The following is a 25,893-nucleotide window of genomic DNA, read 5'->3' on the forward strand; positions in this document are numbered from 1 at the left end:
GGCTGGTGGATGCCCGTAGGCGCCGGCCTTGCCGGCGAAGGGGTCAGTGCAGGTCGAAGGTATCGGCATCCAGGTTGGCCGGGAACCGCGTGCGGTATGCAGCCAGGTCCGCCGCACTCAGCACCACGGTGAACACGCCGTCGGCCTCGCCGGCACTGAGCAGGCTCTCGCCCTGGAAGTCCAGCACCTGGCTGTCGCCGCTGTAGCCAAAGCCCTTGCCATCGGTGCCCACGCGGTTCACTGCCGCCACATAGCACAGGTTCTCGATGCCCCGTGCCGGCAGCAGGCGGTTCCAGTGCAGGCGCCGTGCCGCCGGCCAGTTGGCGGTGTACAGCAGCAGGTCGGTGTCCTGTGCATCGCGGCTCCACACCGGGAAGCGCAGGTCGTAGCAGATCAGCGGGCGCACCCGCCACCCCTTGAGCTCGAACTGCACCTGGCGCTCGCCGGGGGTGTAGTGCTTGTGCTCGCCGGCCATGCGAAACAGGTGGCGCTTGTCGTAGAACAGGATCTCGCCGTCCGGGCGCGCCCACAGCAGGCGGTTGCGGTGGCTGCCGTCCTCGGCCTGGATGATCACGCTGCCGGTCACCACGGCATCGAGCTTCCTGGCCTGGCTCTTGAGCCATTTGTAGGTGGGGCCGTTTTCCGGCTCGGCCAGGCTTTCGGAGTCCATCGAAAAACCGGTGGTGAACATCTCCGGCAGGATGATCAGGTCCGCGCCGCGGGCCTGCTCCAGCAGCACCTCGAAATGCTCGTAGTTGGCCATGCGGTCCTGCCAGGCCAGGCTGGTCTGCACCAGCGCCACGGTCAGGTTGGGCAATGTACTCAGATCGCGCATAGTTTTTCCGCTGCCTGACGCAGCGTCTCCTCGCGTTTGGCGAAACACAGGCGCACCAGGCGCTGCTCGGGAATGGGTTGCTGGTAGAACACCGACACCGGAATGGTCGCCACGCCGTGTTCGCGGGTCAGCCATACCGACATCTGCACGTCGTCGAGGTCCGGGCGAATCGCCGAATAGTCCACCAGCTGGAAATACGTACCGGCCACCGGCTTGAACTGGAAGCGAGAGCCTTGCAGCAGGCCACAGAACAGGTCGCGCTTGGCCTGGTAGAACGCCGGCAGCTCTTCGACATGTTCCGGGTGCTCGGCCATGAAATCGGCCAGCGCCCACTGCAGCGGCGTCACGCCGCAGAAGTTGACGTACTGATGCACCTTGCGCAACTCGGCACTCAGGGCTGGCGGCGCGATCACATAGCCGGTCTTCCAGCCGGTCACGTGGTAGGTCTTGCCGAACGAACTGACCACGAAGGCCCGCGCGTACAGGGCCTCGTGGGCCAGCACGCTGGCGTGGCGCGCGCCGTCGTACACCAGGTGCTCGTACACCTCGTCGCTGAGCACATAGATGTCACGGTCGGCGATCAGCGCCGCCAGCTGGTCCAGCTCGGCACGGGTAATCAGCGCGCCGCTGGGGTTGTGCGGCGAGTTGATGACGATCATGCGGGTACGCGGGCTCAGCGCATCGCTGAGTTTCTGCCAGTCGATGGCAAAGCTGTCGGCGCCCAGTTGCACGTGCACGCAACGACCACCGGCCAGTTCCACGGCGGGTTCGTAGCTGTCGTAGCAGGGGTCGAAGACGATGACTTCGTCGCCGGGGCGGATCACCGCGTGGATGGCGCAGAAGATCGCGGCCGTGGCGCCGGGGGTGATGGTCACCTCGTGGTCGGCATCGACCGTCACGCCATACTGGCGAGCGACCTTGGCCGCTACCTGCTGACGCAGGGCCGGCAGGCCGGTCATGGGGGAATACTGGTTGTGGCCGGCACTGATGTGCCGCCCTACCGCGTCCAGCAGCGCTTGCGGGCCGTTGAAATCGGGAAAGCCCTGGGACAGGTTCAGGGCGCCGGTTTGCACGGCGAGCTGGGACATGGTGGTAAAGATGGTGGTGCCGACGTTCGGCAACTTGCTGCTGATCATGGAGCCCTCTTTCCTGCGCGGTCAGGCTCCGAGCATAGCGGATTGGACCGCCAGGTTGTAGGAGCCAGCGTTGCTGGCGAAAGGGTAAGCGCGGTTCAGTTGATCCGCGCTGCCCATTTCGCCGGCAAGGCCGGCTCCCGCACCATCAGCGCTTGTCCTTGCGCTTCTTGGCCGACTTCTTGTGGTGCGACATCAGGCGGCGCTTCTTGTTGACCTGGCGGTCGGTCAGGGTGTTCTTGTTGCCTTCGTACGGGTTCTCGCCACCCTTGTACTCGATGCGAATCGGCGTACCGACCAGCTTGAGCACACGGCGGTAGGTGTTTTCCAGGTAGCGCGAGTAGGACTTGGGCACCTTCTCCACCTGGTTGCCGTGGATCACGATGATCGGCGGGTTGGCCCCCCCCAGGTGGGCATAGCGCAGCTTGATGCGACGGCTGTTGACCATCGGCGGCTGGTGCTCGCTGACCGCGTCTTCGAGGATCTGGGTCAGGCGGCTGGTCGGCCAGCGGGTGACCGCCGACTTGAACGAGTTCTGCACCGACTGGTACAGGTTGCCCACGCCAGTGCCGTGCAGTGCCGAAATGAAGTGAATGTCGGCGAAGTCGACGAAAAACAGCCGTCGTTCCAGCTCGGTCTTCACGTAGTCACGCTCGCCCGGCTGCATGCCGTCCCACTTGTTGAGCGCGATCACGATGGCGCGACCGGCTTCCAGGGCGAAGCCCAGCAGGTTCAGGTCGTGGTCCACCACGCCTTCGCGGGCATCCATGACGAAGATCACCACGTTGGCGTCCTTGATCGCCTGCAGGGTCTTGACCACCGAGAACTTTTCGACTTCCTCGTGGATCTTGCCGCGCTTGCGCACACCGGCGGTGTCGATCAGCGTGTACTTCTCGTCATTGCGCTCGAAGGGAATGTAGATGCTGTCGCGGGTGGTGCCGGGCTGGTCGTACACGATCACACGGTCTTCACCGAGCATGCGGTTGACCAGGGTCGACTTGCCGACGTTGGGGCGACCGATGATGGCGATCTTGATGCCATCCTTCTCGCTGGGGCCAGGAATGCGCACGGCTTCCTCGCCCTCGGCGACGTTCATGTCGATCTCTTCTTCTTCCTTGTCCCGCGGGAAGTCGCTGAGCACAGCCTCGAGCAGGTTGTTCACGCCACGGCCCTGGGCGCCGGCCACGCCGATGGCGTTGCCCATACCCAACGGTGCGAACTCGGCAATGGCGGTGTTCGGGTCGATGTTGTCGATCTTGTTGGCCACCAGGAACGAGCGCTTGTTGCGCTTGCGCAGGTGCTCGGAAATCATCTGGTCGGCAGCGGTCAGACCGGCACGGGCATCGACCAGGAACAGCACCACATCGGCTTCTTCGATGGCCAGCAGCGACTGCTCGGCCATTTTTTCGTCCATACCATGTTCGTCACCGGAGATACCACCGGTGTCGACCAGGATGTAGGAGCGCCCTTGCCAGCGCGCCTCGCCATATTGACGGTCACGGGTCAGGCCAGACAGGTCGCCAACGATGGCATCGCGGGTCCTGGTCAGGCGGTTGAACATTGTAGATTTGCCGACGTTCGGTCGGCCCACCAGGGCGATTACGGGAACCATGCGGCTCTCCACTGCTTGAATTCAAAAAATACAAAGGCCGCTGCAGTGCAGCGGCCGGAGTTCGGGCGGCGCCCCGAAGGCGCCGCAGCCCGAGGCCCGCAGGCCTCAAGCATAGACTCAGCGAATGGTCAGCGCCTCGAGTTTGCCGCTGTTGCCAAACACATAAATCATGTCACCTACCACCAGCGGGCGTGCACGCAGGCCATCGCTGTCGATGCGCTCGCGACCCACGAAGCGGCCGTCCACCTGGCTCAGCAGGTGCAGGTAACCTTCCAGGTCACCCACGGCCACGTAGCTGGAGAACACTTCCGGTGCCGACAGCTGGCGACGGGCCAGCGAGTCGTTGCTCCACAGCGCCGACGAAGAACGCTCGTCGATGCCTTCGACCGTACCGGACGCCAGGCTCACGTAGACGTTGCCAAAGCCCTGGGCCACACCGGCGTAGCTGGAGGCATCGCGCTGCCACAGCACGCGACCGCTTTCCAGCTCGAGGCCGGCGACGCGCCCCTGGTAGCTGGCCACGTACAGCACACCGCCCGACAGCAGCAGGCCGCCGTCGATATCCACCACGCGGTCCAGCTCGGAACGCCCTTGCGGAACGGCAACGCGTTGCTCCCAGACCGGCACGCCGTTCTGGGTGTCCAGCGCCACGACCTTGCCGGTCGAGAGGCCGGCCACGGCCAGGCGGTTGGTCACGATCGGCGCACCGGTACCGCGCAGGGTCAGTACAGCCGGGGTGCTTTCGTAGATCCAGCGGCGGTCGCCGGTGCTGGCATCCAGGCCGATCACGCGATCGTCCTGGGTCTGCACCACCACCACGTCACCGTTGGTCGCCGGGGGCGCCAGTACTTCACTGGTGACCCGCGCACGCCACTTTTCTTCGCCGGTGCTGGCATCCATGGCGATCACTTCACCCTTGAGGGTGCCGAGCATGACCAGGCCGTAGCCGACACCCACCGCACCGGATACCGGCAGGTCGAGGTCTTTCTTCCAGATCACGTCGCCGTTCATGCGGTCCAGCGCCATCACCACGCCGGTCACATCGGCGGCGTAGATGCGGTCGTTCTCGATGGCCGGGACGAGCATGTTGAAGCTCTCGCCCTGGCCGTCACCGATCGAACGGCTCCACTGCTTCTTCAGTACCACCTCTTCGGTGAACTTGGTCAGCTCGGCCGGCGGCAGTTCCTTTTTGCTGTTGCTGCTGCAACCAACGGCCAGAAGGGCCACGGCCAGCACTGCTGCATGTTTCCAACCGATCACGTCACGCATCCCCTTTGGCAAGGTCGTCGAGCTTGAGTTGCAGGCCACCGATCGCGGCGTCATCCGACAGCGCGGCCTTGGCCTTCTGATACGCGGCGTGAGCATCATCGGCGCGACCCAGCTGTACCAGCAGGTCGCCCTTGAGTTCTTCACGGCTGGCCAGGAAGGCCTTGTCGGCATCGCCATCGAGCAGCTTCAGGGCGTCATCGACCTTGTTCTGCGCGGCCAGTACACGGGCCAGGCGCTGACGGGCAATTTCGCCCAGGGTGGCGTCGGCCGGCTTGTCGAGCACGCTTTTCAGTTCGCTGGCGGCGTCGTCGAGCTTGCCGCTCTCGACCGCGACCTTGGCCACGAACAGGCTGGCGTACTGCGCGTAGGCCGTGCCGCCGAACTCGCTCTTGAGCTTGCCCGACAGGTCCGCGACCTGGGCCATGTCCGGCTGGCCGGTCGGCGTCAGGGTGGTTTCAAGCAGGGCCTGATAAAGGTTCGAAGCACCTTGGGACTGGTTGCCCTGGTACTTCTGCCAGGTCTGCCAGCCCAACACTACCACCAGCGCCAACAGGCCACCGGTCAGCAGTGGTTTGCCGTTGCGCTGCCACCAATCCTTGAATGCGGCCAGTTGTTCATCATCGCTACTCGACACCCCAATACTCCTTTTCACCAAATCGGCTGTTGACCCGCTTCACGCCTGCGCGAGGGAAGCTTCCAGGTGCTCGGCCAGAGCATCCCAGGCAATGTTTTGTTGTTCGCCCTGACCACGCAGGGGTTTGAAACCTACCACTTGTTGCGCCAGTTCGTCGTCCCCCAGGATCAAGGCATACAGAGCGTTGCTCTTGTCGGCCTTCTTGAACTGGCTCTTGAAGCTGCCGCCACCGGCATTGACCTGCAGGCGCAAGCCCGGCAGGCGGTCACGCAGACGCTCGCTCAGGGCCAGCCCGGCGAGTTCGGCCTGTTCGCCAAAGGCGCACAGGTAGACGTCGATCTGACGCGAAATCGACTCGGGCACCTGGCCCAGGGTCTCGATCAGCAGCAGCAGACGCTCGATGCCCATGGCAAAACCCACGCCCGGGGTCGGCTTGCCGCCCATCTGCTCGACCAGGCCGTCGTAGCGGCCACCGGCACATACGGTGCCCTGGGAACCGAGCTTGTCGGTGACCCACTCGAACACGGTCTTGCTGTAGTAGTCCAGGCCACGCACCAGCTTGGTGTTGATCACGAACGGAATGCCGGCGGCGTCCAGACGAGCCTTGAGGCCCTCGAAGTGCACGCGCGATTCTTCGTCCAGGTAGTCTTCGAGCTTCGGTGCACCCACCAGCGCCGCCTGGGTGTTGGCGTCCTTGCTGTCGAGGATGCGCAGCGGGTTGGTCTTGAGGCGACGTTGGCTGTCTTCGTCCAGTTGCTCCAGGCGCGCCGAGAGGAACTCGACCAGCGCGTCACGGTAACGGCCGCGGGCTTCGCTGGTACCCAGGCTGTTGAGTTCGAGCTTGACCGCATCGCGGATGCCCAGCAGGCCCCACAGGCGCCAGGTGAGCACGATCAGCTCGGCGTCGATGTCCGGGCCATCGAGGTTGAACACCTCCAGGCCGATCTGGTGGAACTGGCGATAGCGGCCCTTCTGCGGGCGCTCGTGGCGGAACATCTGGCCGATGTACCAGAGCTTCTGCACCTGGCCACCACCGCTGATGCCGTGTTCGAGCACGGCGCGCACACAGGCGGCGGTGCCTTCGGGGCGCAGGGTCAGGGAGTCGCCGTTGCGGTCGGCGAAGGTGTACATCTCTTTTTCGACGATGTCGGTCACTTCACCGATGGAACGCTTGAACAGCTCGGTCGGCTCGACGATCGGGGTGCGGATCTGGCGATAGCCGTAGGTGTCCAGCAGGCCGGCCACGGTGCTCTCGAAATAGCGCCACAGCGGGGTCTGCTCGGGCAGGATGTCGTTCATGCCACGAATGGCTTGCAGCGATTTGCTCACGGTAAATCCTTAACGAAATCGGTGTCGGTCAACCGCGGGCAATCACTGCCGCGTCGGCCTCGGCCTTCTCGGCCGCTTTCTGGCGGATGAGTTTTTCCAGCTCATCCACCAGGTTGTCATTGGTCAGCTTCTGCGCCGGCTTGCCATCGATGTAGATCAGGTTCGGCGTGCCGCCGGTGAGCCCCACGTGGGCTTCCTTGGCTTCGCCGGGGCCGTTGACCACACAGCCGATCACCGCCACGTCCAGCGGTACCAGCAGGTCTTCGAGGCGCCCTTCGAGCTCGTTCATGGTCTTGACCACATCGAAGTTCTGCCGCGAGCAGCTCGGGCAGGCGATGAAGTTGATGCCACGCGAACGCAGGTGCAGCGACTTGAGGATGTCGTAGCCGACCTTCACTTCCTCGACCGGGTCGGCGGCAAGCGAGATGCGGATAGTATCGCCAATCCCTTCGGCAAGCAGCATACCGAGGCCCACGGCCGATTTCACCGTGCCCGAGCGCAGGCCGCCTGCTTCGGTGATGCCCAGGTGCAGCGGCTGCACGATCTGCTTGGCCAGCAGGCGATAGGCCTCGACGGCCATGAACACGTCGGAGGCCTTCACGCTGACCTTGAAGTCCTGGAAGTCCAGGCGATCGAGGTGCTCCACATGACGCATGGCCGACTCGACCAGGGCCGCCGGGGTGGGCTCGCCGTACTTCTTCTGCAGGTCCTTTTCCAGGGAGCCGGCGTTGACGCCGATACGGATAGGGATGCCGCGATCACGCGCGGCATCCACCACCGCGCGCACGCGGTCTTCACGGCCGATGTTGCCGGGGTTGATGCGCAGGCAGTCCACACCCAGCTCGGCCACGCGCAAGGCGATGCGGTAGTCGAAGTGGATATCGGCCACCAGCGGCACGCTGACCCGCTGCTTGATGCGGCCGAAGGCTTCGGCCGCGTCCATGTCCGGTACCGAGACGCGCACGATGTCGACGCCGGCATCCACCAGGCGGGTGATCTGTGCGACGGTGGCATCGACGTCGTTGGTGTCGGTGTTGGTCATGCTCTGGACGGCGATGGGTGCATCGCCGCCGACAGGCACATTACCTACCCAGATTTTGCGCGATTCGCGACGTTTGATCGGAGATTCGCCGTGCATGACTTATTGTCCCAACTTCAGGCGAGCAGTCTCGCCACTGGTGAACGGCGCCACGTCGACGGGCTGGCCGTTGAAACTGATCTGTGCGCCACGGGCAAAGCCCAGGCGTACCGCGAACGGCGGCTTGCCGGTGAGCTCGAGGGTCTCGCCCTTGCGCTTGGTGGCATTGACCAGCACCTTGCCGTTGCCGTCGGTGACCGAAGTCCAGCAATCGGCAACGAACTGCATGTGCAACGAGGCGCTGCCGGCAGCCGGTGCAGCCGCTGGCGCAGCGGGGGTGGCAGGCGCAGGGGCGGCAGCCACAGCCGGGGCGCTGGCCGCAGGGGCCGGCGCTACGGGAGCCGGGGCTACGGGTGCGGCAGGCGCAGCTGGCGCCGGGTTGCTGGCGGCCGGGGCCTGTGCGGCAGCCTCGTCGGTGGCAGGCTGGGCCTGCTCGGCCGGTGCGCTGGCAGCCGGCGCTTCCTGGCTTTCGGCCACGGCCTGGTCTTCAGGCTCGTCCAGCGGGTGGATCTGGGTGGTACCGTCGGCGCTCTCGACCTCGACGTGTTCCATGGCCAGGCTGGCCAGGTCCTTGCCGCGCAGGCTGGTCTGGTCCTGCCACCAGAAGAAGCCACCGCCGATCACCAGGATCAGCAGCAACAGGCTGACGATGCGCAGGATGTTGTGCGACAGGCGTACCGGCTCTTCGATACGCCCCAGCGCATGCACGTCGCTGCCCTGGGAATTGCTGCCAGTGGCCTGGTCGAAGGCCAGCACCAGTTCGGCCTGGTCCATCTCGAACAGCTTGGCGTAGGCACGGATATAGCCGCGGGCGAAGGTATGCCCTGGCAGCTTGTCGAACGCGCCGGTTTCAAGGTTGTTCAGGGAACTCACGGTCAGGTTGAGCTTGCGGGCCACTTCGGCCTGCGACAAGCCCTTGCTTTCACGGGCCTGACGCAAGGTCTCACCGGGATTCTGGCGAGTCGCTGCTGCTACTTCGGGATGCGCCGCTTTCATCATTGCTCCGACAGGTATTGCTGATATTCCGGCGTACCGGGATAAAGTCGTTGTAATTGCACGCCCAGTTCGGCGGCCTTGTCAGGTTCTTCGAATACAGTTGCCAGGCGCGAACCCAGCAGCAGGCTGCGGGGGCCGTGATCGCTCAGCTGGCTGAAACGATCGTAGTAGTCGCGCGCCGGCACATAATGCCTGTCTTCGTAAGACAACTCAGCCATTTCGAGCAACGCGCGCGGTTGCTGCTGGTTGAGCCGTAAAGCCTTTTGCAGGTGTTCACGCGCCTGCTCGCGCTGACCCAGCTTGATGGCGGTCAGGCCAAGGTTCTCGAAAACCCGGGAGCGTTCAGGATACAGGGTATCGGCCGCCGCTTGGCGAAACATCTGCTGCGCCTGGGCATAGCGCCCCTGTGCATACAGGAAACTGCCGAAATTGTTGCGAATACGGGGGTCGTCGGGGTTGGCAGCCAGGGCCTTGCGGTAATACCCCTCGGCCAGCGCCGGCTCGTCCTCGCGCTGGAACACCAGGGCCAGCGCGGCATTGGCTGCCGGGTCGCGAGCGTCCAGTTCAAGGGCCTTTTTCAGCGGCACCTTGGCGCGTTCGGTCAAACCTTGTTGCAAATAACCCAGGCCCAGTTGCACATAGGCCTGGCGTGCCTCTTCGCGCCCCTTGCCGCTTTGCAGCGGGTCGGAACTGCCGCTGCCGACGCAGCCGGCAAGCAGCGTCAGCAACAGGGTTGGCAGCGCGGCGCGCAGGCCCATGTCGGCCTCAGTTGCCCGCCGCGCCGGTTTGCGGCATATCGGCGTCGGCATTGAGCTGCCGTACCGCGATATAGCGCTCACTGCGGCGCGTGCGGTCCATCACCTGCCCCACCAGCTGACCACAGGCCGCGTCGATGTCCTCGCCACGGGTGGTGCGCACGGTAACGTTGTAGCCGGCCTGGTGCAGGTGGTCCTGGAAGCGGCGGATCGCGTTGTTGCTCGGACGCTCGTAGCCGGAGTGCGGGAACGGGTTGAACGGAATCAGGTTGATCTTGCACGGGATGTTCTTGAGCAGCTCGACCATCTCGACCGCGTGCTCGAGCTTGTCGTTGACGTCCTTGAGCAGGGTGTACTCGATGGTCAGCACACGCTTCTCGCCGAGTTCGGCCATGTAGCGCATGCACGACTCGAGCAGCATCTTGAGCGGGTACTTCTTGTTGATCGGTACCAGCTCGTTGCGCAGGGCGTCGTTGGGTGCGTGCAGCGACAGCGCCAGGGACACGTCGATGTGCTTGGCCAGCTGGTCGATCATCGGCACCACGCCGGAGGTGGACAGGGTCACACGGCGCTTGGAAATGCCGTAGCCCAGGTCGTCCATCATCAGGTGCATGGCGGCGACCACGTTGTCGAAGTTGAGCAGCGGCTCACCCATGCCCATCATCACCACGTTGGTGATGGCGCGGTCGATGGTGGCGGGAATGCTGCCGAACGACTTGTTGGCAATCCACACCTGGCCGATCACTTCGGCGGCGGTGAGGTTGCTGTTGAATCCTTGCTTGCCGGTGGAGCAGAAACTGCAGTCCAGGGCGCAACCGGCCTGGGACGAGACACACAGGGTGCCACGCTTGCCCTGGGGGATGTACACGGTCTCGACGCAGCTGCCGGACGCCACGCGCACCACCCACTTGCGGGTGCCGTCGCTGGAGATGTCCTCGCTGACCACTTCGGGGCCGCGAATCTCGGCAACGGCCTTGAGCTTCTCGCGCAGGGCCTTGCCGACATTCGTCATGGCGTCGAAATCATCGACGCCAAAGTGGTGAATCCATTTCATTACCTGGCCGGCACGGAAACGCTTCTCCCCGATGGACTCGAAGAATTTTTCCATTTCCGGCTGGGTCAGGCCCAACAGGTTAGTTTTACCAGTCGATGTCGTCATGGATTCACCCTCACTCGTAAGCTGTCGCTTAGCGAGCGGTTACCTCGGTAGCTGCGAAGAAGTACGAGATTTCGCGAGCAGCAGCGGCTTCGGAGTCCGAACCGTGAACGGCGTTGGCGTCGATCGACTCGGCGAAGTCGGCACGGATGGTACCGGCAGCAGCTTCTTTAGGGTTGGTGGCGCCCATCAGCTCACGGTTCAGAGCGATGGCGTTTTCGCCTTCCAGAACCTGTACAACGACCGGGCCGGAGATCATGAAGGCAACCAGGTCACCGAAGAAGCCGCGCTCTTTGTGCTCGGCGTAGAAGCCTTCGGCTTCGGCTTTGGACAGTTGCTTGAGTTTCGAGGCAACGACGCGCAGGCCGGCTTTTTCGAAACGGGTGGTGATCTCGCCGATCACGTTCTTGGCAACGGCGTCAGGCTTGATGATGGAGAAAGTACGTTGAACAGCCATGGTGTAACTCCAGAAACAGTAAGTGAAGCGAAAAATTAAACCCGCGAATTATACGCGGGTTCCGGGGGATTGCCTAACCTGCCGAGTGCGCTCAGTCGGCTTCTTCGATCCAGGCGGCCTGAATGGCTTCAAGCACCTTCTCTCCGCCACGGTTCGGATCGTCGCTGAAGTCGGGCAGGGCCTGCACCCAGCGGCTCAGTTCGACGAAATTCACGTAGCGAGGATCGACTTGCGGCTTGCTTTCGGCAAGCTGAATTGCAATTTCAAGTACATCAACCCATTTCAGGCTCATGATGACTCCAACGGTCAGTGCGGCGCTTCGGCGGCGTGGTTGAGCGAGTATTTCGGGATCTCGACGGTCACGTCCTCGGTGCCGACCTTGGCCTGGCAGGTCAGGCGCGACGTGGGCTCCAGGCCCCAGGCGCGGTCGAGGTAGTCCTCTTCCAACTCGTCGGCCTCGTTCAGCGAGTTGAAACCCTCGCGGATCACGCAGTGGCACGTGGTGCAGGCGCAGACGCCGCCGCAGGCGCTTTCGATCTCGATGTGGTTGTCATGGGCCACTTCAAGGATGGACTTACCGGTTTCGGCCTCCACCACCATTCCGTCCGGACAGAACTTCTCGTGGGGCAGAAAAATCACCTGCGGCATCAGTTACTCCTCGATCTCATTCAGGTTGCGCCCGGCCAAAGCGGCTTTTACCGTCGAATCAAGGCGACGGGCGGCAAAGGCATCGGTCACTTGCGACAGACGCTTGGTCTGCTGCTCGATGGCGGCGCCATCGGTACCGTTCATCAAATCACGCAAGTCTTGCATCTGTTGTTCGATCGCCAGGCGCTCTTCGGCGTCCAGCAGGCGCTCGCCATCGGCGTCCAGCGCGCCCTGCACCGCTTCGAGCAGACGCTCGGCGTCGACCTGGTGCTCGCGCAACTGGCGCGCCACCTTGTCATAGCCGGCATGCTCGAAGGAGTCCTTGAGCATGCGAGTGATCTCGCCGTCGGTCAGGCCGTAGGACGGCTTGACCTGAATGCTCGATTCCACACCCGAGCCCAGCTCGCGCGCCGAAACGCTGAGCAGGCCGTCGGCGTCGACCTGGAAGGTGACGCGAATCTTCGCCGCACCGGCCACCATGGCCGGAATGCCGCGCAGTTCGAAGCGCGCCAGGGAGCGGCAGTCGCTGATCAGCTCACGCTCACCCTGCAGCACGTGGATCATCATGGCCGACTGGCCATCCTTGTACGTGGTGAATTCCTGGGCACGGGCAACCGGGATGGTGGTGTTGCGCGGGATCACCTTCTCCATCAACCCGCCCATTGTTTCCAGCCCCAGGGACAGCGGAATCACGTCGAGCAGCAGCAGTTCGCCGCCGTCGCGCTTGTTGCCGGCCAGGGTATCGGCCTGGATCGCGGCGCCGATGGCCACCACCTGATCGGGGTCGATCTCGGTCAGCGGGGTACGCCCGAACAGCGCGCCCACCGCCTCGCGCACACGCGGCACGCGAGTGGAACCACCGACCATGACCACGGCTTCGACTTCATCCAGCTCGATGCCACTGTCGCGCACGGCGCGGCGACAGGCCTTGAGGCTGCGCGCCACCATCGGTTCGATCAGCGCGTCGAAGCCGGCACGGGTCAGCTCGCCCTGCCAGGCGCCATGGCTCACGGACACGACATCGCTGTTGGTCAACGCTTCCTTGGCCGCACAGGCAGCTTGCAGCAGTTGACGCTGGGTGCCGGGGTCGAGGTCGGCAGACAGGCCCGCCTGCTCGATGATCCAGCCGGCCGCCGCATGGTCGAAGTCATCGCCGCCCAGGGCGCTGTCGCCGCCGGTGGCCATCACTTCGAACACACCGCCGGTCAGGCGCAGGATGGAAATGTCGAAGGTGCCGCCGCCCAGGTCATAGATGGCCACCACGCCTTCGGCGTTCTGGTCCAGGCCATAGGCCACAGCCGCAGCGGTCGGTTCGTTGAGCAGGCGCAGCACGTTCAGCCCGGCCAGGCGCGCAGCGTCCTTGGTGGCCTGGCGCTGAGCGTCGTCGAAGTACGCCGGCACGGTGATCACCGCGCCGACCAGCTCGCCACCCAGGGTGGCTTCGGCGCGCTGGCGCAGCACCTTGAGAATGTCGGCCGAGACTTCCACCGGGCTTTTCGGGCCCTGCACCGTGTCGATGAACGGCATATGCGACTCGCCGCCGACAAAGCGGTAGGGCAGTTGCTCGCCCAGTTGCTTGACGTCGGCCAGGCCGCGCCCCATCAGGCGCTTGACCGACAGAACGGTGTTCAGCGGGTCGCTGGAGGCTGCGTCACGGGCACGGTAGCCCACGTCGACATGGTTGGCGTGATAGCGCACCGCCGACGGCAGGATGACCCGGCCCTCGGCGTCTGGCAGCGGTTCGGAAATGCCGCTGCGCAATGCAGCGACCAGCGAATTGGTAGTGCCAAGGTCAATGCCCACGGCCAGGCGGCGCTGATGGGGCTGTGGCGTCTGACCGGGTTCGGCGATCTGCAGTAGGGCCATGCTTATCTGATACCAGGGGTGTCGCCAACGGCGCCACCGGGTTAATCGTCGAGGCGCTCTTCCAGCTGGCGCACTTCATAGGCGAGCTTGTCGAGGAACTGCATGCGGCGCATCAGGCGCTCGGCCTGTTCACGCTGCGCAGCATCCTCCCAGCAGGCGGCGAAGTCCTCGTTGAGTGCTTCCTGGGCGACCTTCAGGCGGCGCTTGAACGCGGCCACGCCATCGAGGTCGGCACTGTCCTGCAGGTCTTCGAGCTCTTCTCGCCATTGCATCTGCTGGAAGAGGAACTCGGGGTCGTGGACAGTGACTTCCTGCGGCACTTCGTGGCCCCCCATCGCCAACAGGTAGCGCGCCCGCTTGGGCGCACTCCTGAGGGTCTGGTAGGCGTCGTTGAGGCCGGCCGAGCGCTCCAGCGCCAGGCGCTGTTCACGCTCGGGGGCATCGGCGAAGCGGTCCGGGTGAACCTCGCGGGCCAGCTCGCGATAGCGCGCGGCCAGCTTGTCGAGGTCCAGGCGAAAGCCCGGCTGCAGGTCAAACAGGGCGAAATGACAAGGAGTACCCACGCGCAGCCTCAGACGTTGAAGCTTTCGCCGCAGCCACACTCACCGCGCACGTTGGGATTGTTGAACTTGAAGCCTTCGTTCAACCCTTCCTTGACGAAATCCAGTTCGGTTCCGTCCAGGTACACCAGGCTTTTCGGGTCGATGATCACCTTGACGCCGTGACTTTCGAACACCTGGTCCTCGCTGTCCGGCGCGTCGACGAACTCCAGCACGTAGGCCAGGCCCGAGCAGCCGGTGGTGCGAACGCCCAGGCGAATGCCGTCACCCTTGCCGCGTCCTTCGAGGGAGCGCCGCACGTGGTTGGCGGCGGCTTCTGTCATGCTGATAGCCATCGAGACTCCTTACCTGCAACAGGCGAACTTAGAGCAAACCTTTCTTCTGCTTGTAATCGCGCACGGCCGCCTTGATGGCGTCCTCGGCGAGTACCGAGCAGTGGATCTTCACCGGCGGCAACGCCAGTTCTTCGGCCAGCTGGGTGTTCTTGATGGTTTCGGCTTCGTCCAGGGTCTTGCCCTTCATCCACTCGGTAGCGAGGGAGCTGGAAGCGATGGCCGAACCACAGCCGTAGGTCTTGAACTTGGCATCTTCGATGACGCCCTGCTCGTTGACCTTGATCTGCAGGCGCATCACGTCGCCGCACGCAGGCGCGCCGACCATGCCGGTACCGACATCCGGGTCCTCGGCATTCATCTTGCCGACGTTGCGTGGGTTTTCGTAGTGGTCGATGACCTTTTCACTGTAAGCCATGGTGCTATTCCTTCCTCATCAGAGAGCCGCTCTTGCTGGCGACTACTTAGTGCGCAGCCCACTCGATCTTGGAGATGTCGACGCCGTCTTTGTACATATCCCACAGCGGCGACAATTCGCGCAGCTTGGTCACGGCCTCGCAGACCTTCTGCGCGGCGTAGTCGATTTCTTCTTCGGTGGTGAAGCGACCGAAGGTGAAGCGGATCGAGCTGTGCGCCAGTTCGTCGTTGCGGCCCAGGGCGCGCAGCACGTAGGACGGCTCGAGCGATGCCGAGGTGCACGCCGAACCCGAAGACACTGCCAGGTCCTTGAGGGCCATGATCAGCGACTCGCCTTCGACGTAGTTGAAGCTCAAGTTCAGGTTGTGCGGAATACGCGCGGTCATGCTGCCGTTGATGTACAGCTCTTCAAGGTTCTCGACCTGCTTGTAGAAGCGGTCGCTCAGGGCCTTGATACGCAGGTTCTCGCTGGCCATCAGCTCCTTGGCGATGGCGAAGGCTTCGCCCATGCCGACGATCTGGTGGGTAGCCAGGGTGCCCGAACGCATGCCGCGCTCGTGACCGCCGCCGTGCATGGTGGCTTCAAGACGCACGCGCGGCTTGCGGCTGACGTACAGCGCGCCGATGCCTTTGGGGCCGTAGGTCTTGTGCGCCGAGAACGACATCAGGTCGACCTTCAGCTTCTGCAGGTCGATCTCGACCTTGCCGGTGGACTGCGCGGCATCGACGTGGAACATGACGCCACGCGAGCGGGTCAGCTCGCCAATGGCGGCGATGTCGTTGATGGTGCCGATTTCATTGTTCACGTGCATGATCGACACCAGGATGGTGTCTTCACGCAGGGCTGCCTCGACCATGGCCGGGGTGATCAGGCCATCGGCGCCCGGCTCGATGTAGGTGACTTCGAAGCCTTCACGTTCCAGCTGACGGGTGCTGTCCAGAACGGCCTTGTGCTCGATCTTGGAGGTGATCAGGTGCTTGCCCTTGGTGCCGTAGAAGTGCGCGACGCCCTTGATTGCCAGGTTGTCGGACTCGGTGGCGCCACTGGTCCAGACAATTTCCCGCGGGTCGGCGTTGACCAGGTCGGCGACCTGGCGGCGAGCGTTCTCGACCGCTTCTTCGGCTTTCCAGCCAAAGACGTGGGAACGCGACGCCGGGTTACCGAAGTTCCCGTCGACCAGCAGGCAATCGCTCATCTTCTGGGCGACACGTGGGTCGACCGGGGTGGTCGCGGAGTAATCGAGGTAGATCGGCAACTTCATTGAATATCTCCTATCAGGCGGGCTCATCGCACAGTCGAAACGGTCATTCGACGGCGGATGTCTCAATCTTGTCCAGATGCGGTGTCCGGCCCGCCATGCGGCGCAGGTCCTGACGCTGGGCGACTTCTTGCACCTCACGGCGAGTAACAAGGTCAGCCAGGCTGATACCGCTCAGAAATTCGTGAATCTGCTGGCTGAGATCACACCACAAGTGGTGGGTCAGGCAGGTATCGCCAGCGTGGCAATCACCCAGGCCCTGGCAGCGTGTAGCGTCGACCGATTCGTTGACCGCATCGATCACCTGGGCTACCTGGATGCTTTCCATCACGCGCGACAGCTGGTAGCCGCCGCCTGGACCGCGCACACTGGAAACCAGACTGCTGCGACGCAGCTTGGCAAACAGCTGCTCCAGATAGGAAAGGGAGATGCCTTGGCGCTCGGAAATGTCGGCCAGGGACACCGGCCCGTTTTGCGCGTGCAACGCCAGGTCAAGCATGGCAGTCACGGCGTATCGGCCTTTTGTAGTCAGTCGCATGGCTATTTGGTACCACGGGAGTTACGGGATGTGTGCGAGTATGCGATTCCCGAGCATTTAAGTCAACTATAAGACCTACTGCTTTAGTCGGGATTGCGCCTGAGAGGCGGCGCAGAGTGTAGCAAAGTCGGGCGCGCCAGCGCACGCCCTTCTGTCAATGCGTCGACGCGTCGCTGCGGGCGTCGGCCTTCACATCCGCGAAGTCTTCGTCACGCAGGGCCGGCAGTTCCTTGGCGCAGTAGTCGCTGCCCAGGTTCTTGAGCGCACCGCACATGTCCTCCAGGCGCCCGTCCACCGCTTGCAGGTGGTCGAGCAACTGGCCGATGGCGCGGGCCACCGGGTCGGGCATGTCTTCGCTCACGCCGTAGGCGTCGAAGCCGATCTTCTCGGCCATGGCCTTGCGCCGGGCCTCCTGCTCGGCGTCGGACTTGACGATGATACGCCCCGGGATGCCCACCGCCGTGGCGCCGGCCGGCACCGCCTTGGTGACCACCGCATTGGAGCCGATCTTGGCCCCCGCGCCCACGGTGAACGGGCCCAGCACCTTGGCGCCGGCCCCCACCACCACGCCGTCCTCCAGGGTCGGGTGGCGCTTGCCCTTGTTCCAGCTGGTGCCGCCCAGGGTCACGCCCTGGTACAGGGTCACGTCATCGCCGATCTCGGCGGTTTCGCCGATCACGATGCCCATGCCGTGGTCGATGAAGAAGCGCCGGCCTACCTTTGCACCGGGGTGAATCTCGATGCCGGTCATCCAGCGACCGAAGTTGGACACCAGCCGCGCCAGCCACTTCCAGTCCCGTACCCACAGGGCATGCGCCGCGCGGTGCAGCCAGATCGCATGCATGCCCGGGTAGCAGGTCAGCACTTCAAAGGCATTGCGCGCCGCCGGGTCACGGTGGAAAACGCTTTGGATATCTTCACGCAGACGCTCGAACATTTACTGATCCTTCCGCTTGTGCGCATCGCCCCGGGCCGCTTTCTGGGTTTCGGTGAGGATGCCGCGCAAAATGCTTATTTCCGATCGACTCACCGCGCTGCGCCCGTACAGGCGACGCAAACGCGGCATCAGGTGCTTGGGCTTGGTCGGGTCGAGAAAGCCGATGTCCACCAGCGCGGACTCCAGGTGCTGGTAGAACAGCTCCATTTCGTCCATGGTCGCCAGCTCTGCGCTGCGCACCGAGGCCACTTCGACCTTCTCGACTTTCGACGCCTGCCCGTCGGCTGCCAGCCAGGCCATGCGCACTTCATAGGCCAGGACCTGGACCGCAGCCGCCAGATTCAGCGAACTGAAATCCGGGTTGGACGGGATATGCACGTGATAATGACATCGCTGCAGCTCGTCGTTGGTCAGGCCGGCATGTTCACGGCCGAACACCAGCGCCACCTCGGCACCCTCGCCTGCCTGCTCGACGACCTTGGCGCCGCATTCGCGCGGATCAAGCAGGGGCCACGGGATGCGCCGGTCGCGGGCACTGGTGCCCACCACCAGGGTGCAGCCCACCAGCGCATCCTCGAGCGTGGCCACCACCTCGGCACCCGCCAGTACGTCATCGGCGCCGGAGGCACGGGCACTGGCCTCGTGGGAAGGAAAGTCGTTCGGCTCGACCAGCACCAGGCGCGACAGGCCCATGTTCTTCATGGCGCGCGCAGCCCCGCCGATATTGCCGGGGTGACTGGTATTGACCAGGACGACACGAATTCTTGGCAGCACGGGCACGGCTCACAGACACGGAAGGAAGGGAGCAAATCTTACAGAAGCGACCGGCATTACGCTATGAAAGCAAATGTCGCCCTTCTTCGTTCAAAGTTTTCTGCTAGAATGTTCGGCTTTCTTTAACGACCCAGGTGAAACGTCCATGCAGCCCATGCTGAATATCGCGCTGCGCGCCGCCCGCAGCGCCAGTGAATTGATTTTCCGCTCCATCGAGCGCCTGGATACCATCAAGGTAGATGAGAAAGACGCCAAGGATTACGTCTCCGAAGTCGACCGCGCGGCGGAAAAAGTCATCGTCGACGCCCTGCGCAAGGCGTACCCGAACCACTCCATCTACGGTGAAGAAACCGGCCTGCACGCTGGCAACGGCGAAGAAGGCAAGGACTACCTGTGGGTCATCGACCCGCTCGACGGTACCACCAACTTCCTGCGTGGCGTCCCTCACTTTGCCGTGAGCATCGCGTGCAAGTACCGCGGCCGCCTGGAACACGCCGTGGTCCTCGACCCGGTACGCCAGGAAGAATTCACCGCCAGCCGTGGCCGTGGCGCCCAGCTCAATGGTCGCCGCCTGCGCGTCAGCGGTCGCACCAGCCTGGACGGCGCCCTGCTGGGTACCGGCTTCCCGTTCCGTGACAACCAGATGGATGGCCTGGACAACTACCTGGGCATGTTCCGCGCCCTGGTCGGCCAGACCGCCGGCATCCGCCGCGCCGGCGCCGCGAGCCTGGACCTGGCCTACGTGGCCGCCGGCCGCTTCGATGCGTTCTGGGAGTCGGGCCTGAGCGAGTGGGACATGGCGGCAGGCGCACTGCTGATCCAGGAAGCGGGCGGCCTGGTGAGCGACTTCACCGGTGGTCATGACTTCCTCGAGAAGGGCCACATCGTTGCCGGCAACATCAAGTGCTTCAAGGCGGTGTTGACGGCGATCCAGCCGCACCTGCCGGCTTCGCTGAAGCGCTGAGTTTCAGCCGGGCAATAAAAAAGCACCCTTCGGGGTGCTTTTTTGTGGCTGGCTTTCGGGCCTCTTCGCCGGCAAGGCCGGCGCCTACAGGTTGCGCATGGCTTTGTAGGAGCCCGCCTTGCCGGCGAAAGGGTCATCACTGCCCAGGCTGCGCCTGCGTCAGTACCAGCTTGCCATTCTCGTCCAGCGGGATCTGCGAACCCGGGTCGCGCTCCATGCGCACCTGCCCGGCCTTGTCGCCAATCGAATACTTCACGTCGTACCCCACCACCTTCTCGCTCAGGTCATTGACCGTGTTGCAGCGGGTTTGCGTGGTGGTGTAGGTATCGCGGTTCTGCATGCCTTCCTGCACCTTGTTGCCGGCATAGCCACCACCGACGGCACCGGCCACGGTCGCGATCTTCTTGCCATTGCCGCCGCCGATCTGGTTACCCAGCAACCCACCTGCCACGGCGCCCAGCACGGTACCGGCGATCTGGTGCTGATCCTTCACCGGCGCCTGACGGGTCACCGTGACATCCTTGCAGACTTCCCGTGGCGTCTTGACGGTCTGCTTGACCGGCTGCACCGACGTCACCTGCGCGTATTGCGGCCCGCCCTTGACCAAGCTGTAGGTAGCCACGGCACCTCCGGCAGTGACACCGACAGCACCCAGCACCGCACCCACCAGCATTGACTTGTTCACGTGAACCTCCTGATTTACCTGCGGGAACACGCCCGCGCTTCTCCCAGCCTTGGAGCATAAAAAAAGGCGCGAGTTCAATACTCGCGCCTTCTTGTACCGCTCAGGACAGTGGCAAAAAGCCTTATGGACGCTCGTCCACACCCTCGGTTTTCACCGGCGGGATCAGGTCTTCACTGTTCAGGTTCAGCCAGATCAGCACCACGTTGGCGATGTAGATCGACGAGTAGGTACCGGCCATTACACCGATGAACAGTGCCAGCGAGAAGCCCCACAGGTTGTCACCACCGAAGAACAGCAGTGCCGCGATCGCCAGCAAGGTGGACACCGAGGTGGCCACGGTACGCAGCAGGGTCTGGGTGGTCGAGACGTTGATGTTCTCGATCAGCGAAGCCTTGCGCATCACGCGGAAGTTTTCCCGTACCCGGTCGAACACCACGATGGTGTCGTTGAGCGAGTAGCCGATGATCGCCAGCACCGCCGCCAGCACCGTCAGGTCGAAGGTGATCTGGAAGAACGACAGGATGCCCATGGTCACGATCACGTCGTGCACCAGCGACAGGATGGCGCCCACCGCAAACTTCCACTGGAAGCGGAAAGCCAGGTAGACCAGGATGCCGCCCAGCGCCAGCAGCATGCCCAGGCCGCCCTGGTCACGCAGTTCCTCGCCCACCTGCGGGCCGACGAACTCGACACGCTTTACCGTGGCCGGGTTGTCGGTGCTGATCTTCTGCAGCGCCTCGGCCACCTTGTTGCCCAGCATCGGGTCGTCGCCCGGCATGCGCACCAGCAGGTCGGTGGTAGCACCGAAGCTCTGCACCACGGCATCGTGGAAGCCGGACCTGACCAGCTCTTCACGAACCTCGCCAAGGTTGGCCGGGCGCTCGTAGGTCAGCTCGATGAGCGTACCGCCGGTGAAGTCCAGGCCGAAGTTGAGCCCTTTGTAGAACCAGCTGAACAGTGCCAGCACAGTCAGCAGCAGGGTGACGCCGAACGCGACGTTCCGCACACCCATGAAGTTAATGGTACGTAACATGGCAGCCCCTTATACCCACAACTTCTTGATATCCCGCCCACCGCAGGTCAGGTTGACCATTGCGCGGGTGACCATGACGGCCGTGAACATCGAGGTGAAAATCCCGAGGGACATGGTAACCGCGAAGCCCTTGACCGGACCGGTACCCATGGCGAACAGGATGCCGCCCACCAGCAGGGTGGTCAGGTTGGCATCGACGATCGCGGTGTAGGCACGGTTGAAGCCTTCGTGGATGGCGCGCTGCACCGACATGCCATTGGCCAGTTCTTCACGTATGCGCGAGAAGATCAGTACGTTGGCATCGACCGCCATACCCATGGTCAGCACGATACCGGCAATGCCCGGCAGGGTCAGCGTAGCCCCCAGCAGCGACATCAGCGCCAGCAGCAGCACCATGTTGCCCGCCAGGGCGATGGTGGCGATCAGGCCGAAGGCACGGTAGATGGCCATGATGAACAGCGACACGAACAGCATGCCCCACAGCGATGCATCGATACCCTTGGTGATGTTGTCGGCACCCAGGCTCGGGCCAATGGTACGTTCTTCGGCGAAGTACATCGGCGCCGCCAGACCACCGGCACGCAGCAGCAGGGCCAGTTCGGACGACTCACCCTGGCCGTTCAGGCCGGTGATGCGGAACTGGCTGCCCAGCGGCGACTGGATGGTCGCCAGGCTGATGATGCGCTTCTCTTCCACGAACGACTGCACCGGCACGTCTTTCTCGACACCGTCGACCATCTGCTTGACGTAGCGGGTAACCGGACGCTGTTCGATGAAGATCACCGCCATGCTGCGCCCGACGTTGCTGCGCGTGGCGCGGCTCATCAGCTCGCCGCCGTGGCCATCCAGGCGGATGTTCACCTGCGGGCGACCCTGCTCGTCGAAGCTGGCCTGGGCGTCGGTGACCTGGTCACCGGTGATGATCAGGCCACGCTCGACCGCTGCCGGTGGGCGACCGCCCTCACGGAACTCGAAGGTCTCGGTAGTAGCCTTGGACGCACCCGGCTCGGCACCCAGACGGAACTCCAGGTTCGCGGTCTTGCCCAGGATACGCTTGGCTTCGGCGGTGTCCTGCACGCCTGGCAGCTCGACCACGATGCGGTTGGCACCCTGGCGCTGAACCAGTGGCTCGGCCACACCCAGTTCGTTGACGCGGTTACGTACCGTGGTCAGGTTCTGCTTGATCGAGTATTCACGGATTTCCGCGACCTTGGCCGGGGTAATCGCCAGACGCAGCACCGACAGGCCGTTACGCTCGGTGGTGGTCAGCTCGAAATCGTTGAAATTCTTGCGGATCAGGCTGCGAGCCTGTTCGCGGGACTGGTCATCGGAGAAGCCCAGTTGAATGCCGCCATCTTGCTGCGGCAGGCTGCGGTAGCGCACACGCTCCTTGCGCAGCAGGCTTTTGACTTCGCCTTCGTACACCTTCAGACGTGCCGCCATGGCCTTGTCCATGTCCACTTCAAGCAGGAAGTGCACACCACCGGACAGGTCCAGGCCCAGCTTCATCGGGCTTGCACCCAGGTTGCGCAGCCATTGCGGAGTGGTCGGGGCCAGGTTCAGTGCAACGACGTAGTCGTCACCCAGCGCCTTGCGCACAACGTCCTTGGCCGGCAGTTGGTCGTCCTGTTTGGCCAGACGCACCAGTGCGCCCTTGCCCTTCTCGCCCAGGCTTGCACCCTTGACCGCGATACCGGCGTCGGCCAGTGCCTTGGTGGCACGGTCCAGGTCGGCCTGGCTGACCTGCAGCGCCGTGCTGGCACCACTGACCTGAATAGCCGCGTCGTCAGGGTAGAGGTTGGGAGCGGAATAAATAAAACCGATCGCCAGTACCGCCAGGATCAGTGCGTATTTCCATAGAGGATATTTGTTCAGCATCACGCCGCCCGTTCAAGACGCGGGGCGCCTTGCGCGCCCCGTCGATTGTAGAAAATCTGAAACTTAGATCGCTTTGAGCGTGCCCTTGGGCAGGGTCGCGGCAATAGCACCCTTCTGGAACTTCAGTTCCACGGTGTCGGACACTTCCAGCACCACGAAGTCATCGGCCACTTTGACGATCTTGCCGGCAATACCGCCGTTGGTGACAACTTCGTCACCTTTCTGCAGGTTGCTCAGCAGGTTCTTCTGCTCTTTGGCACGCTTGGCCTGTGGACGCCAGATCATCAGGTAGAAGATGACCAGGAAGCCGACCAGGAAAATCCACTCGAAGCCGGTACCGGCTGGGCCGGCGGCAGCTGCAGGGGCTGCTGCGTCCGCGTAAGCGGCAGGAATCAGAAAGCTCATTTAGCACTCCAAGTTGCAAGTTGTTGTACGTGTGTCAGGTTCGACAGAACATCAATCCAAGGGCGGCACAGGCAGCCCGCGCTTGGCGTAAAAGGCATCGACAAAGGCGGCCAATGTACCCTGTTGAATAGCCTCGCGCAAACCAGCCATCAGGCGCTGGTAATGACGCAAGTTGTGGATGGTATTCAACATGCTGCCCAACATTTCGCCGCATTTATCCAGGTGATGCAGATAAGCGCGGGAGAAGTTCTGGCAGGTGTAGCAGTCACAGGTCGGATCCAGTGGCGAATCATCATGGCGATGGAACGCGTTACGGATTTTAAGCACGCCGGTATCGACAAACAGATGACCGTTGCGCGCATTGCGCGTGGGCATCACGCAATCGAACATGTCGACGCCGCGGCGCACACCCTCAACGAGATCTTCCGGCTTGCCTACCCCCATAAGGTAACGAGGTTTGTCAGCCGGCATCATGCCCGGCAGGTAGTCCAGCACCTTGATCATCTCGTGCTTGGGCTCGCCCACCGACAGCCCGCCAATGGCCAGGCCGTCGAAGCCGATCTTGTCCAGGCCCTCGAGCGAACGCTCGCGCAGGTTGCGGTGCATGCCGCCCTGCACGATGCCGAACAGCGCCGCGGTGCTGTCGCCGTGGGCGTTCTTGGAGCGCTGGGCCCAGCGCAGCGACAGCTCCATGGAGATGCGCGCCACATCTTCATCGGCCGGGTACGGGGTGCACTCGTCGAAAATCATCACCACGTCCGAGCCCAGGTCGCGCTGCACCTGCATCGACTCTTCCGGGCCCATGAACACCTTGGAGCCGTCCACCGGGGAGGCGAAGGTCACGCCCTCCTCCTTGATCTTGCGCATCGCGCCCAGGCTGAACACCTGGAAGCCGCCGGAGTCGGTGAGGATCGGGCCCTGCCACTTCATGAAGTCGTGCAGGTCGCCGTGGGCCTTGATCACCTCGGTGCCCGGGCGCAGCCACAGGTGGAAGGTGTTGCCCAGGATCATCTGCGCGCCGATGGCCTCGATGTCGCGCGGCAGCATGCCCTTGACCGTGCCATAGGTGCCCACCGGCATGAAGGCCGGGGTTTCGACCACGCCCCGGGGGAATGTCAGGCGGCCGCGACGGGCCTTGCCGTCGGTGGCCAGCAACTCGAAGGACATACGACAGGTGCGACTCATGCTTGATCCTCGGGCCCGCGTGGCGCCGGATTGCGGGTGATGAACATGGCATCACCGTAACTGAAGAAGCGGTAGCCGTTTTCCACCGCTGCGGCGTAGGCAGCCATGGTCTCGGGGTAACCGGCGAAGGCCGAAACCAGCATCAGCAGCGTGGATTCGGGCAAATGGAAGTTGGTCACCAGGGCGTCGACCACGTGGAACGGGCGGCCCGGGAAAATAAAGATGTCGGTGTCGCCGCTGAACGGCTTGAGCGTACCGTCGCGCGCCGCGCTTTCCAGCGAGCGCACGCTGGTGGTGCCGACCGCGATCACCCGCCCGCCGCGCGCCCGGCATTCGGCCACGGCGTCCACCACGTCCTGGCCCACTTCGAGCCACTCTTTATGCATGTGGTGATCTTCGATGCGCTCCACGCGCACCGGCTGGAAGGTGCCGGCGCCCACGTGCAGGGTGACGAAGGCGGTGCTCACGCCCTTTTCGGCGATCTTGCCCATCAGCTCTTCATCGAAGTGCAGGCCGGCGGTGGGCGCGGCCACGGCGCCGGAGCGCTGCGCATAGACCGTCTGATAGCGCTCGCGGTCGGCGCCTTCGTCGGGGCGGTCTATATAAGGAGGCAACGGCATGTGGCCGACGCGGTCGAGCAGTGGCAGCACCTCTTCGGTGAAGCGCAGCTCGAACAGCGCGTCGTGGCGCGCGACCATCTCGGCTTCGCCGCCGCCGTCGATCAGCAGCTGGGTGCCTGGCTTGGGCGACTTGCTCGAGCGCACGTGGGCGAGCACGCGATGGCTGTCGAGCACGCGCTCGATGAGGATCTCCAGCTTGCCGCCGGAGGCCTTCTGGCCGAACAGTCGGGCCGGGATCACCCGGGTGTTGTTGAACACCATCAGATCGCCCGGGCGCAGGTGCTCGAGCAGGTCGGTGAACTGGCGATGCGCGAGCGCGCCGGTAGGCCCGTCGAGGGTCAACAGCCGGCTGCTGCGCCGTTCAGCCAATGGATGGCGGGCGATCAGGGAATCTGGAAGCTCAAAGGAGAAATCGGCGACGCGCATGATGGTGATCGGTTTGACAGGGCCGCAAAGTCTAGCGGAAAGCGGCAAAATT

28 protein-coding genes are annotated in these 25,893 nt (G+C 63.6%); 1 reads left to right on the forward strand and 27 read right to left on the reverse strand.

Annotated features, from left to right (window positions below):
* Positions 1–43: 43 nt before the first annotated feature.
* From ACPRTJ_RS05370 to trmJ, 21 genes are all read right to left on the reverse strand, one after another.
* Complete coding sequence (locus ACPRTJ_RS05370; protein WP_043862515.1) at positions 44–835, reverse strand: amidohydrolase; 792 nt, start codon at positions 833–835, stop codon at positions 44–46.
* Positions 823–1,971 (reverse strand): pyridoxal phosphate-dependent aminotransferase, encoded by a 1,149-nt coding sequence (locus tag ACPRTJ_RS05375; protein ID WP_116052914.1) that lies wholly within the window; start codon positions 1,969–1,971, stop codon positions 823–825. The genes ACPRTJ_RS05370 and ACPRTJ_RS05375 overlap by 13 nt, the downstream gene beginning before the upstream one ends.
* 145 nt (positions 1,972–2,116) lie before the next feature.
* Complete coding sequence (gene der, locus ACPRTJ_RS05380; protein WP_043862517.1) at positions 2,117–3,580, reverse strand: ribosome biogenesis GTPase Der; 1,464 nt, start codon at positions 3,578–3,580, stop codon at positions 2,117–2,119.
* A gap of 117 nt (positions 3,581–3,697) precedes the next feature.
* On the reverse strand, positions 3,698–4,849 hold the full coding sequence (gene bamB, locus ACPRTJ_RS05385) for an outer membrane protein assembly factor BamB (RefSeq protein WP_054916600.1): 1,152 nt from the start codon (positions 4,847–4,849) through the stop codon (positions 3,698–3,700).
* Entirely contained in the window at positions 4,842–5,483 is a 642-nt protein-coding gene (locus ACPRTJ_RS05390; protein WP_043862519.1) for a YfgM family protein, read from the reverse strand. The genes bamB and ACPRTJ_RS05390 overlap by 8 nt, the downstream gene beginning before the upstream one ends.
* 39 nt (positions 5,484–5,522) lie before the next feature.
* Entirely contained in the window at positions 5,523–6,812 is a 1,290-nt protein-coding gene (gene hisS, locus ACPRTJ_RS05395) for a histidine--tRNA ligase (RefSeq protein WP_054916601.1), read from the reverse strand.
* Between the two features lie 28 nt (positions 6,813–6,840).
* Entirely contained in the window at positions 6,841–7,950 is a 1,110-nt protein-coding gene (gene ispG / locus ACPRTJ_RS05400) for a flavodoxin-dependent (E)-4-hydroxy-3-methylbut-2-enyl-diphosphate synthase (protein ID WP_043862521.1), read from the reverse strand.
* 3 nt (positions 7,951–7,953) lie between these two features.
* A complete protein-coding gene (locus tag ACPRTJ_RS05405; protein ID WP_078479945.1) occupies positions 7,954–8,946 on the reverse strand; it encodes a RodZ domain-containing protein in 993 nt (330 codons plus the stop codon).
* Complete coding sequence (gene pilW / locus ACPRTJ_RS05410) at positions 8,946–9,704, reverse strand: type IV pilus biogenesis/stability protein PilW (RefSeq protein ID WP_043864471.1); 759 nt, start codon at positions 9,702–9,704, stop codon at positions 8,946–8,948. Before pilW ends, ACPRTJ_RS05405 begins: the two co-directional genes overlap by 1 nt.
* Positions 9,705–9,711: 7 nt before the next feature.
* On the reverse strand, positions 9,712–10,860 hold the full coding sequence (gene rlmN, locus ACPRTJ_RS05415) for a 23S rRNA (adenine(2503)-C(2))-methyltransferase RlmN (protein ID WP_054916603.1): 1,149 nt from the start codon (positions 10,858–10,860) through the stop codon (positions 9,712–9,714).
* Positions 10,861–10,888: 28 nt separating this feature from the next.
* Positions 10,889–11,314, reverse strand: a complete 426-nt coding sequence (gene ndk / locus ACPRTJ_RS05420; RefSeq protein WP_043864469.1) for a nucleoside-diphosphate kinase — start codon at positions 11,312–11,314, stop codon at positions 10,889–10,891.
* Between the two features lie 91 nt (positions 11,315–11,405).
* Positions 11,406–11,606, reverse strand: a complete 201-nt coding sequence (iscX, locus tag ACPRTJ_RS05425) for a Fe-S cluster assembly protein IscX (RefSeq protein WP_054916604.1) — start codon at positions 11,604–11,606, stop codon at positions 11,406–11,408.
* Positions 11,607–11,620: 14 nt separating this feature from the next.
* The gene (fdx, locus tag ACPRTJ_RS05430; RefSeq protein ID WP_043864467.1) at positions 11,621–11,962 is read right to left on the reverse strand and encodes an ISC system 2Fe-2S type ferredoxin; all 342 of its coding nucleotides are present in this window, start codon (positions 11,960–11,962) and stop codon (positions 11,621–11,623) included.
* Positions 11,963–11,965: 3 nt separating this feature from the next.
* Complete coding sequence (gene hscA / locus ACPRTJ_RS05435) at positions 11,966–13,828, reverse strand: Fe-S protein assembly chaperone HscA (RefSeq protein ID WP_426428304.1); 1,863 nt, start codon at positions 13,826–13,828, stop codon at positions 11,966–11,968.
* A gap of 41 nt (positions 13,829–13,869) precedes the next feature.
* On the reverse strand, positions 13,870–14,391 hold the full coding sequence (gene hscB / locus ACPRTJ_RS05440; RefSeq protein ID WP_043864465.1) for a co-chaperone HscB: 522 nt from the start codon (positions 14,389–14,391) through the stop codon (positions 13,870–13,872).
* A gap of 8 nt (positions 14,392–14,399) precedes the next feature.
* Positions 14,400–14,723 (reverse strand): iron-sulfur cluster assembly protein IscA, encoded by a 324-nt coding sequence (gene iscA, locus ACPRTJ_RS05445; protein WP_043864464.1) that lies wholly within the window; start codon positions 14,721–14,723, stop codon positions 14,400–14,402.
* Between the two features lie 28 nt (positions 14,724–14,751).
* Positions 14,752–15,138 carry a Fe-S cluster assembly scaffold IscU gene (gene iscU / locus ACPRTJ_RS05450; protein WP_002552476.1) on the reverse strand — a complete coding sequence of 129 codons (387 nt, stop codon included), beginning with the start codon at positions 15,136–15,138 and terminating at the stop codon, positions 14,752–14,754.
* Positions 15,139–15,184: 46 nt separating this feature from the next.
* Positions 15,185–16,399 (reverse strand): IscS subfamily cysteine desulfurase, encoded by a 1,215-nt coding sequence (locus tag ACPRTJ_RS05455; RefSeq protein ID WP_043864463.1) that lies wholly within the window; start codon positions 16,397–16,399, stop codon positions 15,185–15,187.
* Positions 16,400–16,442: 43 nt separating this feature from the next.
* Entirely contained in the window at positions 16,443–16,934 is a 492-nt protein-coding gene (gene iscR, locus ACPRTJ_RS05460; protein WP_043864462.1) for a Fe-S cluster assembly transcriptional regulator IscR, read from the reverse strand.
* A gap of 154 nt (positions 16,935–17,088) precedes the next feature.
* The gene (gene cysE / locus ACPRTJ_RS05465; RefSeq protein ID WP_054916605.1) at positions 17,089–17,871 is read right to left on the reverse strand and encodes a serine O-acetyltransferase; all 783 of its coding nucleotides are present in this window, start codon (positions 17,869–17,871) and stop codon (positions 17,089–17,091) included.
* Complete coding sequence (gene trmJ / locus ACPRTJ_RS05470; protein ID WP_043864460.1) at positions 17,872–18,645, reverse strand: tRNA (cytosine(32)/uridine(32)-2'-O)-methyltransferase TrmJ; 774 nt, start codon at positions 18,643–18,645, stop codon at positions 17,872–17,874.
* Between the two features lie 145 nt (positions 18,646–18,790).
* Between trmJ and suhB the strand changes: the two genes are divergently transcribed.
* Complete coding sequence (gene suhB, locus ACPRTJ_RS05475) at positions 18,791–19,609, forward strand: inositol-phosphate phosphatase (RefSeq protein WP_043864459.1); 819 nt, start codon at positions 18,791–18,793, stop codon at positions 19,607–19,609.
* Positions 19,610–19,745: 136 nt separating this feature from the next.
* On the opposite strand, the gene ACPRTJ_RS05480 is transcribed toward suhB, so the two are convergent.
* From ACPRTJ_RS05480 to queA, 6 genes are all read right to left on the reverse strand, one after another.
* Positions 19,746–20,294, reverse strand: coding sequence for a glycine zipper 2TM domain-containing protein (locus ACPRTJ_RS05480; RefSeq protein WP_043864458.1), 549 nt, complete (start codon positions 20,292–20,294; stop codon positions 19,746–19,748).
* Positions 20,295–20,415: 121 nt separating this feature from the next.
* A complete protein-coding gene (gene secF, locus ACPRTJ_RS05485; protein ID WP_043864457.1) occupies positions 20,416–21,327 on the reverse strand; it encodes a protein translocase subunit SecF in 912 nt (303 codons plus the stop codon).
* Between the two features lie 9 nt (positions 21,328–21,336).
* Complete coding sequence (gene secD, locus ACPRTJ_RS05490; protein WP_054916607.1) at positions 21,337–23,205, reverse strand: protein translocase subunit SecD; 1,869 nt, start codon at positions 23,203–23,205, stop codon at positions 21,337–21,339.
* A 63-nt stretch (positions 23,206–23,268) separates the two neighbouring features.
* The gene (gene yajC, locus ACPRTJ_RS05495; protein WP_043864455.1) at positions 23,269–23,610 is read right to left on the reverse strand and encodes a preprotein translocase subunit YajC; all 342 of its coding nucleotides are present in this window, start codon (positions 23,608–23,610) and stop codon (positions 23,269–23,271) included.
* Between the two features lie 51 nt (positions 23,611–23,661).
* Complete coding sequence (gene tgt, locus ACPRTJ_RS05500; protein ID WP_162484886.1) at positions 23,662–24,777, reverse strand: tRNA guanosine(34) transglycosylase Tgt; 1,116 nt, start codon at positions 24,775–24,777, stop codon at positions 23,662–23,664.
* Between the two features lie 14 nt (positions 24,778–24,791).
* Complete coding sequence (gene queA, locus ACPRTJ_RS05505) at positions 24,792–25,841, reverse strand: tRNA preQ1(34) S-adenosylmethionine ribosyltransferase-isomerase QueA (RefSeq protein WP_043864453.1); 1,050 nt, start codon at positions 25,839–25,841, stop codon at positions 24,792–24,794.
* Between the last annotated feature and the right edge of the window lie 52 nt (positions 25,842–25,893).

The sequence above is a fragment of the Pseudomonas palmensis genome (assembly GCF_049942755.1).
Classification (GTDB): Bacteria; Pseudomonadota; Gammaproteobacteria; order Pseudomonadales; family Pseudomonadaceae; genus Aquipseudomonas; species Aquipseudomonas palmensis.